Origin of the sequence: Reyranella humidisoli (assembly GCF_019039055.1) — a bacterium.
GTDB lineage: Bacteria > Pseudomonadota > Alphaproteobacteria > Reyranellales > Reyranellaceae > Reyranella > Reyranella humidisoli.
Genome location: NZ_JAHOPB010000001.1, coordinates 2,757,997 through 2,772,635, shown reverse-complemented (window position 1 = coordinate 2,772,635; position 14,639 = coordinate 2,757,997). Strand labels below are relative to the sequence as shown.

The window sequence follows — 14,639 nt, the reverse complement described above, 5'->3', positions numbered from 1 at the left end:
CCTACTTGTTGGGGAGTTTGGTCGACGCGAAGAAGACCAGCGCACCGATCAGCACGAGCGCGAGCCCCTGGCCGATCTGCTTCAGCGCGCCGTCGCGGACGGTGCGGTACATGTTGAACAGGTCGCGCAGGCCACGGATGTGCTCCGGTGCCTTCTCGTCGCCGAGCCCGATGCCGGTCAGTGCCTTGCGCGCCCCGCGCTCCGCGGCATCCTCGAGCATGGCGTCGAGCGCCTCGCGCGGGAGGATGATGTGGTCCCGCTCCATGCTCATGCCTCGATCTCCGGCGGAAACGCGGGATCGGCGCTGTCCAGCCGCGGAAGGCCCGACAACAGTGGGTGGTGCATCGCGTGCGCCGGATCGGAGAGGACGGTGAGGCCCAGGATGAATACGCCGTCGCGGCGCTCGATCGGATCGAGCGCGGCCGGAGGCATCGTGGACCCGCGCACCGCATCGGCCTGCGCAGCCGTCAGGATGATGAACAGGCTCATACGTTGGCTCCGACGGAGGTCGCCCACGCCTGCACGGCGCTGTACTGGGCCAGTTCCTGGGCATCGGAGAGCGGGCCGCCGATCGCCACGAACCCGACCGATGCGGCCCGAAGCGAAATCGGCGTGCCGTTGCTGTTGATGCAGCCGATCGAAAGCGCCACTGCCGGCGCCGACGAACCGACGGTGAGCCCGGTGGCGTCGGTAAGCCGCACACCGCGATCGTAGCCGAGCGCCGTCGTTCCACCGCCAGCGCGGCTGAGCGCCTTGAGGCCGCGGCTGTCGACGACGGAAAGCGTGAAGCTCACGCTGCCGGCACTATTGTTCGTGGATCCGGAGAATGCGGTGCCATTGCGCGGGATGATCGAAATACTGCTGCTGGTGCCGATCCGCGTTCCTGCCACAGCACCCGATGCACTGAGGTTGGTTCGTTCGTAGGCGGCGATCCGCTGGCTCGTCCCGGTGTAGTTGATCCCGTGCGAACCGGGAATGAAGCCGGTGTTGAGGTAGCTCGTGGCGCCGTCGAACGTATAGTGCCGGTCGGCCGTGAATGCCGGCGTGTTCACCGGCGTGGCCGTGCGCTTCTGCTTCAGCGATACCAGCGCCTGTGGGGCATTCTCCGCCCACAGCGCCCAGTAATCGTCGGTCAGCATCCAGGCGCCCGAGGCCTTCTCGCTGAACACGAACTGATCGACCACGACACGGCGTGCGAGCGACACCGAGCCGCCTGCGGCGATCACCGTCGCCTCCCAGGCCAGCACGTCGGCATCGAAGGCGCGCGAGGCGCCTCCGCGCACGCGGTTGAGGAATGCGACCGGCATCGTCAGGACCCCACGAAGACGGTGAGCGTCTGGCCGTTCGTGCCGAACTGCGTCATGGCGCTCTGCGCCTCCTTGCCCGTGATCTGCACCGTGTCGCCGCCAGACAGGGGAATGCCGGCGTCGAGCGCGCAGGTGCCGCCCGTGGGATCGAAGGCGGCGTCGCCATTGCCCCTCGCACTGCAGACGATGACGACGCGGCGCGCGGCGTCGGCGGCGACCAGCGGCGCCGAGGCGCCCGTCATGGTCACGGTCGATCGCGTCAATGACGCCCCCGTGAGGCCGGTGAGCACGACCGGCAGCGGCCGCGCCTCGGAGACCGGCACGTTGCCGCGGCCGGTCGACGACTGGTAGGCGATGTCTTGAGCCATATGCTTCTCCTGCGGAGAGGTGGGGCCGGCCTCCTCGACCGGCCCCTGCTTCTTCACTGAACGAGGACGACCTGATCGCCCGGACGGGCGGCCTTGACGGGCGTGCCGTCGCCACGGCCGGCCAGCGGATCGCCGAAGATCGGCGCCTCGGCCCCGCTGCGGCGGCGCGGCGCGCCGACCGGGACCAGGGAGAGGCCCGGCGGGCCGGACCACAGGATGCGCGCGCCGATCGGATGGAGCTGCACGCCGTCGTAGAAGGGATTGTCGACGACGACGTACTCCGTGGACTTTTCGCTCTTCTCGCTCTTGTCGTTCTTCTGGGCCATGTCGATGCCTCCGCTCAGCTCACGGTGAAGCCGGACGCGTAGGCCCTGCTGGCCTGACGGTCGTGGGCGAGGAACGCGGTGAACTTGCCGGCCGTCAGCGGGCCGGTGGCCACCGTGTAGTTGGTGCGCAGGTAGCGCTCGGCATCGAGCGGCACCTTCACGCGCAGCACCTCGGTGCCGGCCGTCAGCGCGGCCTTGCCGATGGCGCCCGAACTCGCAAGGACCAGGCTCGAGGAGAAGCCGGCATTGTCGTCGGTCTCCAGGCTGAAGGTGACGGTCGCGGCACCCGAGGCGGTGACGGTCTCCGTGCAGAGGATCACCAGCTCCAGCGGCTCGCCGTTGCCGACGTCGCGCACGGCGCCGAAGTCGATGATGTCGGTCGACGCGGCGGTCGTGGTGACCGCCTGGTCGGTGCCGAACGTGTTGAGCTTGTCGTACATCATGGATGAGGGTTCCTTTCCTGGGATACCGCTTGCGACTGGGCCGCCTACGACACGGTCGCTTCGGCCAGCGTGATCTGGTCGCACTTGCGGATCGGGATGCCGCCGAAGCTGTCGAAGATGCGGCCGTCGCTCTCGTCGAGCGTGCGGCGGATGTTGCTGTTGTTGGTCGTGTTCGAGACGGCGGCGCCGAGGTTGCGCTGGATGTCGAGCCACTGCTTGACGGTACGGTTCATGTACCAGGCGGGCTTGCACATCTTGATGTTCGGGATCTTGTTCATCGCCCGCATCATCAGCTTGACGAGGTCGGCCGGCGTCGCGCCGGCGAGGTCCGACACGTCGATGTTCCCGATGCGCACGACGTAGCGCCAATCGCGCACCGTGAGGCCCGCGTCCCACTTGTAGTGCGTGCGATAGCCCTGGTAGCGGTTGCCCGCGGCATCGAGCAGCGTCTGCTCGCCCAGGTCCTTCATCGACAGGCCGGCCTTGCTTCCCTTGGGGAAGATGCCGTGCACGGTGAGGTCGCCCCAGCCGACCAGCCAGATCGATGTGTTGTCCGAGCCCGCGCCGCCGCCGGAGATGAAGTTGTTGGCGGTCTGTGACGTCGCCGTCGAGGTCGTGTTGTAGCGCGGCGAGAATCCCATGAAGCGCTCGGGATTGGTCGCGGTGTTGCCGTAGAACAGCACGCCGGCCAGCTGCTGCGTCAGCCCTTCGAGGAAGGCGCGATCCTCGGAGAGGCGATAGGCGGCGGTGTTGCCGTTGAGGTCGGCCAGCGCCTTGTCGATCTCCGAATAGGTTTCGAGCATGCCGCACGAATCGGTGATCTGCGTGCTCGTGCTCTTGGTCGGCACGATGCCCTCGTTGAACCGGCGCCAGGTGCCGGTCGGCAGCGAGGTCTGGACGCTGGTGCGATGGCCGGTGGGCAGGTTGCCCTCGTTCCACACCATGTCGTCGGTGATCTCGTTCATCTGCGACAGCAGCCCGATCACCTGCGCGATGCTGCCGTTCGGATCGAGGACCTTGGACCAGTCGGCCAGGGTCGGATTGGTCACGGAAAGCGTTGCCATGAAGATTGCTTCCTAGTTGTGCTGGGAGTTGGGATAGAGGGACTTCGGGTCCATCGCGCCGCTGCCGCGGCCGGCATTGCCGCCCACGAACGAGTCGTCCTTGATGGCGTTGGCCACCTTCACCATCCCGCGGATCAGGCCGGGATGGTTGGTGAAGCCCAGGCTTTCGAGATAGGCGATGGTCTGCCGGTCGAACACCCGGGCGAGCGCGGTGCGGGCATTGCCCAGTGCCTCGGGCGAGAACTCCTTCTCGGCGGTCGCACGCCATTCGCCCGTCTGCTTCGTCCACGAAGCGGCCGAGTGGTCGTTGACCGCGCGCGCGATCTCCTTGTCGCGCTCGATGGTGAAATCGATCAGCCGCTGCGCCGTCTCCGGCGCGATCTTCTCGCCCTCGAACAGCTTGATCGCTTCGCCGAACACCGGATCGTCGGCACGGTAGCCGTCGGGCAGCGCGAGACCGGAATAGTCAGCCGGGGCAGTCGCCGTTGCTTCGGTGCCAGGCTCTGCGCTCGCCGGCGCCGGCTGGAGCTCGCGCTCGCGGACCGCTGCCGTTTCCGGAGCGGTATCGGCTTCGGGTGCCGGTGTGATCGTGTAGATCGTGTCAGCCATCGTTCTGCTCCTCTGCGATCAGGTCGGCGAGTTCGGCCTCGGCCTGCATCAGGCGGGCCTCCTCGGTCATCAGCTCGGTCAGGTGCGGCGCGTAGCGTTCGAGTTCGCTCAGCAGCTCGATGCCGATGCTGCGGCGGCCGGCCATGTAGTCCTGGTGGCGCTGCGCGTCGGGGCCGCCCGGCACGTAGCCATCGCTGCGGATGTCGCAGAGGCCCAGCAGGCCGTTCACAAAGCGGCGACCCGGCTCGCTGCCCATCACCTCACCCAGGTCGTCGGCGACACGCTGCCGTTCGAGCTTCTCGAGCTGCTCGGCGTGGCGGACCTGCCTTGCGTCGTTGGGATCGTGCATGGCTCAAACTCCCAGGATGGATTGGAGGGCGTTGCGGCCGCCGCCGACCTCGGTCTCGCTCAGGGTCTTGGCGCCCTGGGTGATGGCGGAGGCAGCCTGCATTGCCTGCGCGGCCTGCGCCTGCTGCGCCCTCGCCGCGCGTAGCTGCGCCACGACGTCGTCGGCGACGGTGATGGCGGCCGGGGCGCCCAGCTTGTCGGCATAGACGTCGATGCTCTCGTCGGCGTTCAGCTTGTCGAGCACCTCGGGCCGCGCCGCCGCGATGTTGCCGGCGAAAGCCCACAGCCGCTCGACCGAGCCGAGATCGGCGGCCTTCTGTGCCTGCGCCAGGATCGAGATCAGCTCGACGTCGAGCGGATAGCCGTGCAACTCCCGCGGCGGCTCGCTAAACAGCCCGTTCTCGCCCATGATGGTGAAGGTCCGCTGGACCAGCGGCTGCAGCAGGTCGTCGTGCAGGTTCTCCAGCACGGGCCCCAGCATCTGCATCTTCTCCTCGCGGCGCGTGCTGATCTCGAGCTGGTTGCGCGGCTGCACGCCGTCCATCTGGTCGAACATCAGGAAGAGGTCCGCGAAGAAGGCCGACTTGATGACGGCCTGGGTGCGCGTGACCAGACGCTCGACCTCGGCGATGGCGCCGGGAGCGGTCTGGTAGAGCGGCCACATCCCCGCTCCCCTCTCCTGCGTGGTGAAGTAGTTGATGGCGCCGGGCAGCACCGACGAGGCCGAACCCCGCAGGCTGATGTGAGCGCCCATCGGCGGGTTCACATGCTTGTCGACCGCGTTGTGCTCGCGCTTCTTCAGGATCTGCAGCGACTTCACGTCGGGCAGCGCGTCGTGGCCGGGCCCCTTGGAATAGGCGTCGTTGCCGACCGGCGCCCAGCGCGGCGTCAGCGCCGGGAACTCCGAATAGCCGCCGCGATGGATGAACTCGCCGTCGGCCTGGCCCCCCGACTGCCCGGCGCCCTCGCGCCAGTAGACCGAGCGGAACTTCTTGCCGCCCCAGTCGAGCCGGCCCTTCTCGAAGCCGGTGTTGGGCTCGATCAGGTGCAGGATCGCGATCTCGCTGTCGGCCTCGTCGCCGCGCGCCTTGTCGGCGATCTCGGCGATGCCGTGGTCGGGCCAGCGCTCCTCGATCTGGCGGTACGAATACATGAAGCGCCGCGCCAGCGTGTCGACCCGGCCGCGCCAGTCGAGGCCCAGCCAGTATTCGCCGGTCGACAGCGTGTAGAGGCGGATCACGTCCTCGCGGTCGAACTCGACGATCGCGCAGCCGGTGCCGAACTGGCCCAGTTCCTCGTAGATCAGCGGCAGCGCCGAATAGAGGTTGCCGGCGTTGAACACCATGCGCATGCGCTCGGCGCACTCGTCGAGCCAGATCTTCACCGGCGCCAGCGAGGCCACGCGGCGGTCGGGGATCGAGAGCCGGAACCAGGGCCGCGCCGGTGAGGTGACGCCCGACATCAGGCCCGCCACCAGCGTGCGCAGCGCGAAAAGTGCGGTGGGATCGAGGATCGCGCCGTTGGCCTGCGCGCCGCGACCGCCCTGGTTGGGCGAGGTGAAGAACTGGCCGCGCCGCGGATTGATGAAGCGCGAGAGGTCGCGCCAGCCCGGTTCCCAGGACTGGCGCTGGCGCTTCAGGACCGCGAGGCGGGCGTCGATGTGGCGGCGAAGCGCGGGATCGTGCGCCATCGCTCAGGCCCCCAACAGGGTCTTGCCGCCGGCCAGGCCGGCGCCACCGACGCCTGAAGCACCCGACGCGGTGGTCGAGGCGTTACCGGTGACCCCCAGCCCGCCGGTGGCGATGGTCGAGGCATAGCCCGCCATGGCCGCGGCGCGCTTCTTCTGCGCCTCCCGCGCCTCGCGCACCGACGGATCGGCCATCGACGGAACGGGCGCAGGTGCCGGCGGCAGCGCCGGCGGCGAGATCGGAGGATAAGCGGCCTGACCGCCACCAAAAATTCCCAAGGGGCTTTCTCCTGTGAGAAGCGAGCCCCTGAGTTACTGATGAAGCGGACTTTGAAGATGCAAGCGGGAAAATTGGCGACTGTTAATTCGCCGGAACCCATGACCACAGCGCTATTGCGGGCCCACTAGTTCCACAAAGCCAGTGATCGTCTTTTTCGCTAGCTTGCGTATGAGAATATGAAGACGAAAACACTGAGCCAGATTGGGTTCGCAGGAGATTTTATGCAGAGGCGTCCAGCTCGAGTACCCTCGTTAGTTGCTCAGTACATGGAAACCTTTATGCCTCATGCAGTGCGTCGCCTCATTGAGGTCGAGAGGCTAAAAACGCGCTTCGTCTACTACACTAGCGCCCACGTAGCGCACGAAATACTTTCCAACAAGGTCATATGGATGCGGCAGGTAAGCTGCATGAATGACGTTTTGGAGGTGCAGTTTGGTCTAGAGTGTTTAGCGCAAGCCTACCGCGGCGAACATGGCAATAATCTTCAATCTTTTCTAAATTCGATCTATCCGGGCATTTCAAAGAAGATTGAAGAAAAGTTCAACGCCGACCAGAAGCGGCTTCTATACGACACTTACATAACCTGCCTTTCTGAACATGCAGGTCCCAATCACCAGTATGAAGATCGGATTGGTCGTTTATCGATGTGGCGTGCTTACGGTCGCGGCAATGGCGTCGCGCTCGTCATTAACCAGGATCATCTTTGGGGAAATTTTGACTCCCTTGGGATATTTTCTTCTCCGGTGGCCTATCTTGACGCTAAGGAATTTGGTCACGAGCTTTTTGAACTTGCGGCGAGCCTCAGGTCCAACGCAGAGTTCGTTAGGTCGATCGGCGAGGAGCAAACACTTAACGCGGTGATTCACGCATTTTCGGTAGCGGCTGTTTCTACAAAGCATCCAGGCTTCAGAGAAGAGCGCGAGTGGCGAGTAATCCGCCTCCCGACATCCCCATTCCCTTGCCCATTGAACAAGCCAATCAAAGTCATAGATGGGGTACCGCAAGAGATTATTGAGCTTCCACTCGCAGACGATCCGGCTCGCAATGTTGAGGGGCTTGAGCCGTCCAAGCTCCTCGACCGAGTCATTATTGGCCCTACGGAGTTTCCGATACCGATGTACGGGGCATTTCTAAGAACAATGGGCAATGCGGGCATCCCCCATCATTGGGATAAGCTACATATTTCGTACGTACCTTTGCGTCCCACCAGCCAGCCCTCTTAGGCAGGCGCAGAAGAGTTTGGGGAGTGGCCTTACACAAAGTGTCTGGCCCCCAAACTCAATGCTGAGGCCCCACACAATCACGCTATGGCGGGCGAAGTTTACTCGGTGCCTCAATCGGAAAAGGCCCGCCGCTCGATCGGGGATGATGAGAACGGCGGGCCTCCAGACATCGGGTCGGCCGGTCGAAACGGTCGCCCAGGATGCCTCCCTGCCGCCTCTGGGGACGGTTGGTCCGACCTTGGCATTGCAGTCGCTGTGAGTCCAGCCTGACCGGCCGCTCTACAGATCCCCGTGCGGGTCGTAGTCGGACTGGATGGTGTTGGCGGCGACGCTTCCACCCTCCCCCTCGCCGCGACCGTCGAAGCGCATGTCGTCGGGAAGGTCGGCCACTGGATAGGCGAAGGTCAGGCAGAGCCCGTCGGCATTGTCGGGCGAGGACAGGCCGCGCTTCTTCATGTCCTCCTTCTTCTCGAGGCGGATGGCGTTGTGCAGGTCGAAGCCGTATTCGCGGCCCGTCAGCTCGGCCTTCAGCTCGGGATCGTCGGGGATGGCGCCGGTCCGGAGCCAGGCGCGCATCGAGGCCCACATCTCGGCGGCCTTGTTGGCGGTGAGCGGCATCCCGTCGCCCAGCGTGTAGCGGTCGGCGCGGCCGCCGAAATTGACGCCGACCACCAGCCGGCCCGGCAGCATCTGGCGCACGCGATCGACCACGCCGGCGCCGATGCCGCCCTCGTCGATGAACACCGCCGCCACACGATGCTGCATCGCCTGCTCCGCCACCTTGCCCGACAGGACCATGAGATCGCCGACCCGCAGCTTGATCGCCGGCACCGTGCGCGCGTCGCGCCCGCGGCGGAACCAGATGGCGCTCTGGTCGTCGCCGCCGCGCGCGCAGTCGACACCCATGATCAGCGGCTGGAGCAGATGGCTCTCGGCGGGGCGGCGCGAGGCCTCCTCCACCGTCTCGCTGTCGATGAACTGCATGGCGCCCCCTCTTGGAAACTCGCCCTTCACGCGGACGCGGAAGAAGTCGCTATCGTCGCCATAGTCGGCGGCCCAGCGCGCGATCTCGTCCTTGTCGGTGAGGGAAACCTTGCGGCCGTCGACCTGGTGGCGGTGCCAGCGGTGGCGGAAGCGGCCGAAGCATTCGCGGAAACGGCCGGTGTTGCGTGTCGGGTTGCCGGTGGCCAGCCACAGGATCTCGGTGTCGCGATCGGTCAGTGCGCCCTCGATCGTCTCCCACACCGGATCGGGAATGGCCGAGGCCTCGTCGAAGGCGACGAACAGGCGGCGGCCCTGGTTGTGCAGGCCGGCGAAGGCCTCGGTGGTGCGCAGGCTCCAGGGCACCGCGTCGATGCGCCAGGTCCGCTCGTGCGCGGGATCGACGCTGTGGATTGCGGTGGCCGCAACCTCGAACCAGTCGGCGCAGGCGGCCAGACGCAGCCATTTGACGAGCTCGGGCCAGGTCTTGGTCTTGAGCTGTGTGGCGGTGTTGGCCGTCACGATGCCGCGCGTGTCGCGGAAGGTGGCGAGCGCCCAGACGATGATCCAGGCGACCAGCGCCGACTTGCCGACACCATGGCCCGAGGCGACGGCGATGCGGATCGCGTCGGAGACGCTGGCCAGCGAACGGCCGATCTCCGCCAGCACCTCGCGCTGCCACGCCTCGGGCCCCTGCTCGCGCTCCAGCGGCGTCCCCGCCTCGCCCCATGGGAACGCGAACAGCACGAAGCCCAGCGGATCGTGTGCGAAGCTGCCGACCTCGATGCCGAGCGGATCGAGGACGGGCTCGGGAGGGACGTCGGGTTCATCGGCCACGATGCCGGTTCCTGATGACCCGGACTCTGCGAAGGCAAGGGGAAAGCGAGGCGCCAGGACGTGCGACGCCCCCTCACCTAGCCTCTCGCCCTACCGGGGGAGAGGGACATGAAACGCGGCTTTCAGACTCCTCTCCCCCGGCAGGCGGAGCGGTTGGGTGAGTGGATTCGCACGCTTGGACCCAACGAAAAGAGGCCCGGCGATGCCGGGCCTCCTCTGTCTCGAACGCTGACGGGTCGGACTTAGCCCGGCCAGTTGGCGCGCATGCGGTCGACTTCGGTCTGGTTCGGGCGATACGGAGCGGCCTTCGGATCGAAGTTGGTCCAGCCTTCCTTGCGATAATCCGAGCCGCGCGAGACCGGATCGATCGGCTTGTAGGTGGCGAGGATCGCCTCGATGCGGCTCGCATCGGCATCGTTGACGCGCGCCGTCACCAGCGTGCCGCCACGACGGACGGATTCCGAATAGACTTCGGCGTGCTCCTTGTCGGTGCCGGCATCCACCAGCGCGCCGACGATGCCGCCGGCGGCAGCACCGCCCGCGGCGACGGCCGCCGTCGAGGCGAGCCAGCCCGCCGCGACGACCGGGCCGATGCCCGGGATCGCCAGCAGGCCAAGGCCGGCCAGCAGGCCCGCGCCCGCGCCCAGCGCGCCGCCGATGCCGGCGCCGGCCGCGGCCTTGTTCACGTCATCGACGTCGGCGTACTCGGCGCTGACATACTTGTTGGCAACGATGCTGACGTCCTTGCTGGGCACGCCCGCCTTCTCGACGGCGTCGACGGCGGCGCGGGCCTGGGCATAGCTGTCGTAAGCGCGGCTAACGGTCTTCATGTTCGATTTCCTTTGTGATGATTGGGGGGAGTGCGACTACTGGTTCGCCGTGACGACGTTGCCCTTGTAGTCGACGGCAACCTGCACCGGCTTGCCGGCCTGCTGCGCGGTGCCGCGCCAGATGCCGTCGCCGTCCTTCGTCATGGCCGTCACGCCGTCCATGCCCTGCGCGATCACGCGGTCCTTGGCCTGGGCCTCGGTGAACGAGTTCGATCCCTTGAGCGGCGCGCCGGCGTCGGCCTGCTTCGGCTTGTAGGCATCGGCCTTGCAGGCGTTCATGAACTCGGTCTGCGTGATCGTGCCTTCGGTAGCGACCGTCATGCCGGCGACGCGCATGAACGACACGTAGCGGATGGCCTCGCCGCCCGAGACGTTGCCGTCGCTGTTGACGTCGGCCTTCTTCCACATCTCGGTGCACTCGGCGTCGGTGGCGGCAAAGGAAGGCGCGGCGGCGATCATCGTGGCGAAAGCGGCGGCAGCAAAAATCTTCTTCATGACGTGACCTCGTTGATTTTGTTCGTGGCTGATCAATTCAGCCGCGCGCCTTCAACGCGCTTTGGCGCAAAGGTTGCCGCGCAAATCGATGCGTACGAACCCGTACGCATCGGCCCGCGATGGCGCGGAGCGCGATGGCGCGGAGATCGTGTGCCCCTGCAGGGGCCCTACGCTGAATGGCCGTTCTGGGTGCTGGAGTCTTTCCGTCTCGGATCGACCCACCGAACTCATCCTGAGGAGGCGCGAAGCGCCGTCTCGAAGGATGGGCAACAAACTCGGTGCGCGTGCGCACCCTTCGAGACGCGCTCCTGCGGAGCGCTCCTCAGGGTGAGGTGGTCATTACAATGGTGATTCTTTCTCGACGGGAAAGACCCTAGCAGACGTCGCCGCCCAACGGCGGATTGTGCGTCTGGACGGGAGGCCTTTTCTCCGCGGGATCGGGCAGCGCTTGGCCACCGCGCGCGGCACGACCCTGGCGCTCAAGACCGGCTGCATCGATGACGGTGATCCAGCGGCGGCCAATCAGCAGGAAGCGTCGGTCGGCGAGATAGGCCAGTCCCTCCGTGACCGAGGTGCGGCGCGTGCCGAGCAACCGCGCCAGCGTCTCGTGCGTCAGGGCAAAGCTCGCCTGCCCGGTCAGGGCCACTGCGCGGCTCAGCCATCGCGCCAGGTTCGATATCTGCAGGGAGCGGGTCCGCTCCTCCGCATGCCGCACCGCTTCACGCAACGCCACACGGCATTGGGCCAGCATCGCCTCGTGGACCGAAGGATGTTCGCCCGCCAACTGACGCAGAATGAATGACGGGATCGACCAGGCCTCACCTTCTACGGTCACGACGGCATCGAGACCGAGCGCGTCGGATCCCAGCAGGAGATCCGGTACGCTGGCACCGCCCGCGCCGAGACTGAGAATTTCAACACCGCTCTGCGGCGACACGAAGCTCAGCAGAAGGCTGACGGGAAACAAGGTGAGGGCAGGCTCCGAGTCCCAGGTACGCACGCGCTGGCCTGCGCTCACCCGGGTCTTCCGCAATTCGGGCGCGAGCAGGCTCCAGGCGTGTTCGTTAATTCCGGGTGGGGCGCGACACGGCGAAAGTCGGGACGGTCCGCTCATGTCCGACCCTTACTACAGAGTTTCAGGAACGCGAACGCCCGGACCGCAGAAATCCGATTCAGGGCGAGCCCCGGCGTGGCCTCAAAGAGCGATCAAGTCGACGCGGGTCGCATCCCGCTTCTTCACGAGTTCACCCAGCACGTAAAGGCGCAAGGCGCTCGAGAGGTTAACGTCCTCCGACGTTCTTGCGCGATCGACTTCCGAGACCAGCGTATTCAGCGACACCGGCCGCTCGCGTGCCAGCCGCACCAGTTCGGTCCAGAAAGCATCCTCCAGCGAGATGCTGGTGCGGTGACCATCGATTGTGACCGATCGCTTTCGCATGGGTGGACTTTAGAATTGTCCTCCACACACCTCAAGTATTCCCTGCTCTTCGGCTGTTTCGCGCGGAGGTTTTGTCAATGCGCCAGATTCTCTCTTTACGTGTCTTCGCCCGAAGTGCCGGGAAGCGCTCCGTGCTCAGATCCGCCCCCACTGCTGACGATCCGCCGCCTCGCGCTCCCTGGCGGCGCGAACGCGACGGCCGGCCCCGCGCGAGTCCGGCGGCCCCGCCACGGCGAGAAGCGACTCATGTCGTGCTTCGTCCAGCAGGAAACGACGCAGGCCACGCCACGGCGCCGCCTCGTGGTCGCGGCCACCCACGATTTCGCAAAGCCGCGCGAAGTCGGCGGGTTCGGTTACCGCGCAATGAATGAGCAGCGCGCCGCTGTCGCGCAGGGGCTGGACGGCGAAGTCACCCCCGAGCTTCGACTGGGTGCAGGTGCGCACCATCAGATTGGCGGCGAACCGCAAGCGCGCCGTGTCGAACGGATCGTCGGCAGTCGGTCCGCCGCCGAAATCGGCTGCGATTTCGGCAACGATGAGGAACGCGCTCCCGGGCCGTGTTCCCAAGTCGCTCCAGACGGTACGTGCCATTCAAATCCCTCCGCCCGCAGAGGGGAAAAGCCCGGCCGCGACCCAGTCGTCTGCCGACCCCGCTTCGCCTTGGGGTTTCTGGGGCACAAGCGCAGGGTTGCGGCGTTCTCGGAGCAGCCGTTCCCGCGCTGAAACGCGACGCCGGATAGCTCCCAAAGCGCGCAACGAAGCGAGCTCTATGCCGATCGAGGAGTTGAAGCTGCTTGGCATCGTACGCTCCGCCTACACGAATACAGGAGCGCAACGAAAACTTCGCGCCGGGGTTGCACGGTTGGCGTGATAAAAAGGACGGCACCCGCGGAACAGGCCGCTGCGATTTTCAGGACAATGCCCGGTTCGGGCGGCAAAAGAGGCTGGCGAGCCAGCCTTTGAGGCCCGCGCCGGACCCGCGCTGGGCGCTTACCGACCGCCCTGCCAGCCCGTTGTCGGCCGTCAGGATCCCGAGTTGTCCGGAGCGTGCAGTACCTTGCGGAGTGCTTCGCTCAGCTCGGCGACGGTGATGTTGTCATGCAGGCCACGCATCAGGACGACCCCGTCGGGAATGGGTTCGACATGCTCGGCGGCCTGGATAGCGTCGAGGCCGGCCTCGTAACGCTCCTCCCTGAGGCAATCGATCGCCGAGAGGACATGATAGGCCTCCCTGCGATTGGGATTGCGCTTGTAGCGTTCAAGCACCGCCACGAAGCGATGAACGCGCTGGGAAAGAGATTGACGTGTCGCTTCTGGCGCCATGCCGAGGGTGATAACGCACCTGCTCCGGTCGTTCCACCCCGAACGGCAGCACCCGAACTTCATTCATGCTTCGTGCGCGCCGCGCTGACAGCTACAGCGCCGGGCCAAATGCGGTGCCGTCGACAGCGAATTCGTCACTTTCCGTCGGCGTGACAGAAATCGGCGCGGTCCGTCGAACTCGTGACGGTGCGGGCCCTGAAGTCGTAGGTTTCAGTGAACGCCTGCTTCATGGATCCGCTTTCCTTCTTCCAATAGACGGTCCGCTCCAGTGTCGTGCCATTCAGCCTATGGGAGGCGAAGGATTCGATGATCGTGCCATCGGCCTCCTTGGCCTTGCCGAGCATTACCGGCGTACCTTCCTCCGAGAGCCTGGTCCTGAGGGGACCGCTCACGCCATACAATTCCTTGCCGATCACCTGATAGGTGGTGGGTTCCTTCATCGGCATGCCGCGATAAAGGAGATGGCAGTCGAGGGAGAGCGACGGCGGCGGGGCGGCGGGCGTATCGGGGGTCTGCGCCTGGGCGGACAGCGCCACCAGAATTGCCAGAGCAGCGCCGCCGGGAAATGCCAGCTTCATGAAGGACCTCCGGAAAGTATCGCCCATTCAATTCACGAAGGTCCGATAGGTTGCTGTCTTTCGAGCGACCCGTCGCAGCGGAGCCTCGAGATCCAAAGTTGCACGACCGCCATATTGACCGGCGTCCACGGGCTGCCATTCTCCCGGTCGATACAACAAAGGAAATGCGATGACCGAGACAGTCGACCAGAGTGAGAAGCGAGCCGCGCAGCGCCGGCGGATGTACGTGAGCGGTCACCTGCCCGAATTGTTCAAGGAGCGGGAGCGAATCAGGGCGGAACTGCATGCGGCCGTCCCCCAGCTGAAGACCCTGACGGACAAGCTTGCCGTCAAGCATCTGCGAAACCGGATCTCCTATATGCGGCAGCGGTTGCCGCTCTTGGCCGCAGAGGTGAAGGCGCTGGTCGACGAGCGCAAGGCGCTGCTGGAAACGATCCGCGCCGCCAGGGAGTCCGCGTCCTAGAGTCTTTCCGTCTCAGATTGACCCACCGACCTCATCCTG

The 14,639-nt window shown here is 65.8% G+C and carries 21 protein-coding genes; 2 read left to right on the top strand and 19 right to left on the bottom strand.

Translation table 11 applies throughout. The annotated features are described in order from the left end of the window. Position 1: 1 nt before the first annotated feature. The 11 genes from KQ910_RS13365 to KQ910_RS13315 are packed head-to-tail and all read right to left on the bottom strand — an operon-like array spanning position 2 to position 6,431. Positions 2 to 271, bottom strand: coding sequence for a DUF6127 family protein (locus KQ910_RS13365; RefSeq protein ID WP_216960830.1), 270 nt, complete (start codon positions 269 to 271; stop codon positions 2 to 4). Then, complete coding sequence (locus tag KQ910_RS13360) at positions 268 to 489, bottom strand: hypothetical protein (RefSeq protein ID WP_216960827.1); 222 nt, start codon at positions 487 to 489, stop codon at positions 268 to 270. Before KQ910_RS13360 ends, KQ910_RS13365 begins: the two co-directional genes overlap by 4 nt. Next, the gene (locus KQ910_RS13355) at positions 486 to 1,307 is read right to left on the bottom strand and encodes a hypothetical protein (protein ID WP_216960825.1); all 822 of its coding nucleotides are present in this window, start codon (positions 1,305 to 1,307) and stop codon (positions 486 to 488) included. Before KQ910_RS13355 ends, KQ910_RS13360 begins: the two co-directional genes overlap by 4 nt. Before the next feature lie 2 nt (positions 1,308 to 1,309). Further along, complete coding sequence (locus tag KQ910_RS13350; RefSeq protein ID WP_216960823.1) at positions 1,310 to 1,675, bottom strand: hypothetical protein; 366 nt, start codon at positions 1,673 to 1,675, stop codon at positions 1,310 to 1,312. Between the two features lie 53 nt (positions 1,676 to 1,728). Then, on the bottom strand, positions 1,729 to 2,001 hold the full coding sequence (locus tag KQ910_RS13345; RefSeq protein WP_216960819.1) for a hypothetical protein: 273 nt from the start codon (positions 1,999 to 2,001) through the stop codon (positions 1,729 to 1,731). A gap of 14 nt (positions 2,002 to 2,015) precedes the next feature. Beyond that, a complete protein-coding gene (locus tag KQ910_RS13340; protein ID WP_216960814.1) occupies positions 2,016 to 2,444 on the bottom strand; it encodes a Bbp16 family capsid cement protein in 429 nt (142 codons plus the stop codon). 44 nt (positions 2,445 to 2,488) lie between these two features. Further along, positions 2,489 to 3,508, bottom strand: coding sequence for a major capsid protein (locus tag KQ910_RS13335; protein ID WP_216960810.1), 1,020 nt, complete (start codon positions 3,506 to 3,508; stop codon positions 2,489 to 2,491). 12 nt (positions 3,509 to 3,520) lie between these two features. After that, the gene (locus KQ910_RS13330) at positions 3,521 to 4,117 is read right to left on the bottom strand and encodes a hypothetical protein (protein ID WP_216960806.1); all 597 of its coding nucleotides are present in this window, start codon (positions 4,115 to 4,117) and stop codon (positions 3,521 to 3,523) included. Next, positions 4,110 to 4,466, bottom strand: a complete 357-nt coding sequence (locus tag KQ910_RS13325) for a hypothetical protein (RefSeq protein WP_216960804.1) — start codon at positions 4,464 to 4,466, stop codon at positions 4,110 to 4,112. Before KQ910_RS13325 ends, KQ910_RS13330 begins: the two co-directional genes overlap by 8 nt. Before the next feature lie 3 nt (positions 4,467 to 4,469). After that, a complete protein-coding gene (locus tag KQ910_RS13320; RefSeq protein ID WP_216960801.1) occupies positions 4,470 to 6,155 on the bottom strand; it encodes a portal protein in 1,686 nt (561 codons plus the stop codon). 3 nt (positions 6,156 to 6,158) lie between these two features. Then, positions 6,159 to 6,431 (bottom strand): hypothetical protein, encoded by a 273-nt coding sequence (locus tag KQ910_RS13315; RefSeq protein ID WP_216960798.1) that lies wholly within the window; start codon positions 6,429 to 6,431, stop codon positions 6,159 to 6,161. A gap of 408 nt (positions 6,432 to 6,839) precedes the next feature. Here KQ910_RS13315 and KQ910_RS13310 point away from each other — a divergent pair, with 408 nt between their 5' ends. After that, the gene (locus KQ910_RS13310; protein ID WP_216960795.1) at positions 6,840 to 7,655 is read left to right on the top strand and encodes a DUF2971 domain-containing protein; all 816 of its coding nucleotides are present in this window, start codon (positions 6,840 to 6,842) and stop codon (positions 7,653 to 7,655) included. A gap of 279 nt (positions 7,656 to 7,934) precedes the next feature. Here KQ910_RS13310 and KQ910_RS13305 read toward each other — a convergent pair whose 3' ends face one another. The 8 genes from KQ910_RS13305 to KQ910_RS13270 all read right to left on the bottom strand — a co-directional run bounded on the left by KQ910_RS13305 (position 7,935) and on the right by KQ910_RS13270 (position 14,137). Further along, complete coding sequence (locus KQ910_RS13305) at positions 7,935 to 9,473, bottom strand: terminase (protein ID WP_216960793.1); 1,539 nt, start codon at positions 9,471 to 9,473, stop codon at positions 7,935 to 7,937. 242 nt (positions 9,474 to 9,715) lie between these two features. Next, positions 9,716 to 10,303: a hypothetical protein gene (locus KQ910_RS13300; protein WP_216960790.1), complete on the bottom strand. Its 588-nt coding sequence runs from the start codon at positions 10,301 to 10,303 to the stop codon at positions 9,716 to 9,718. A gap of 36 nt (positions 10,304 to 10,339) precedes the next feature. Further along, the gene (locus KQ910_RS13295) at positions 10,340 to 10,798 is read right to left on the bottom strand and encodes a hypothetical protein (RefSeq protein WP_216960787.1); all 459 of its coding nucleotides are present in this window, start codon (positions 10,796 to 10,798) and stop codon (positions 10,340 to 10,342) included. A 373-nt stretch (positions 10,799 to 11,171) separates the two neighbouring features. Continuing rightward, complete coding sequence (locus tag KQ910_RS27220; RefSeq protein ID WP_216960784.1) at positions 11,172 to 11,816, bottom strand: Crp/Fnr family transcriptional regulator; 645 nt, start codon at positions 11,814 to 11,816, stop codon at positions 11,172 to 11,174. A gap of 177 nt (positions 11,817 to 11,993) precedes the next feature. Beyond that, complete coding sequence (locus KQ910_RS13285; RefSeq protein ID WP_216960780.1) at positions 11,994 to 12,236, bottom strand: ribbon-helix-helix domain-containing protein; 243 nt, start codon at positions 12,234 to 12,236, stop codon at positions 11,994 to 11,996. A 135-nt stretch (positions 12,237 to 12,371) separates the two neighbouring features. Further along, positions 12,372 to 12,827, bottom strand: coding sequence for a hypothetical protein (locus KQ910_RS13280; protein ID WP_216960777.1), 456 nt, complete (start codon positions 12,825 to 12,827; stop codon positions 12,372 to 12,374). A 432-nt stretch (positions 12,828 to 13,259) separates the two neighbouring features. Further along, entirely contained in the window at positions 13,260 to 13,622 is a 363-nt protein-coding gene (locus KQ910_RS13275) for a hypothetical protein (protein ID WP_216960774.1), read from the bottom strand. A gap of 71 nt (positions 13,623 to 13,693) precedes the next feature. After that, on the bottom strand, positions 13,694 to 14,137 hold the full coding sequence (locus KQ910_RS13270) for a hypothetical protein (protein WP_216960771.1): 444 nt from the start codon (positions 14,135 to 14,137) through the stop codon (positions 13,694 to 13,696). Between the two features lie 169 nt (positions 14,138 to 14,306). Here KQ910_RS13270 and KQ910_RS13265 point away from each other — a divergent pair, with 169 nt between their 5' ends. Further along, on the top strand, positions 14,307 to 14,600 hold the full coding sequence (locus KQ910_RS13265) for a hypothetical protein (protein WP_216960768.1): 294 nt from the start codon (positions 14,307 to 14,309) through the stop codon (positions 14,598 to 14,600). Positions 14,601 to 14,639 lie beyond the last annotated feature (39 nt).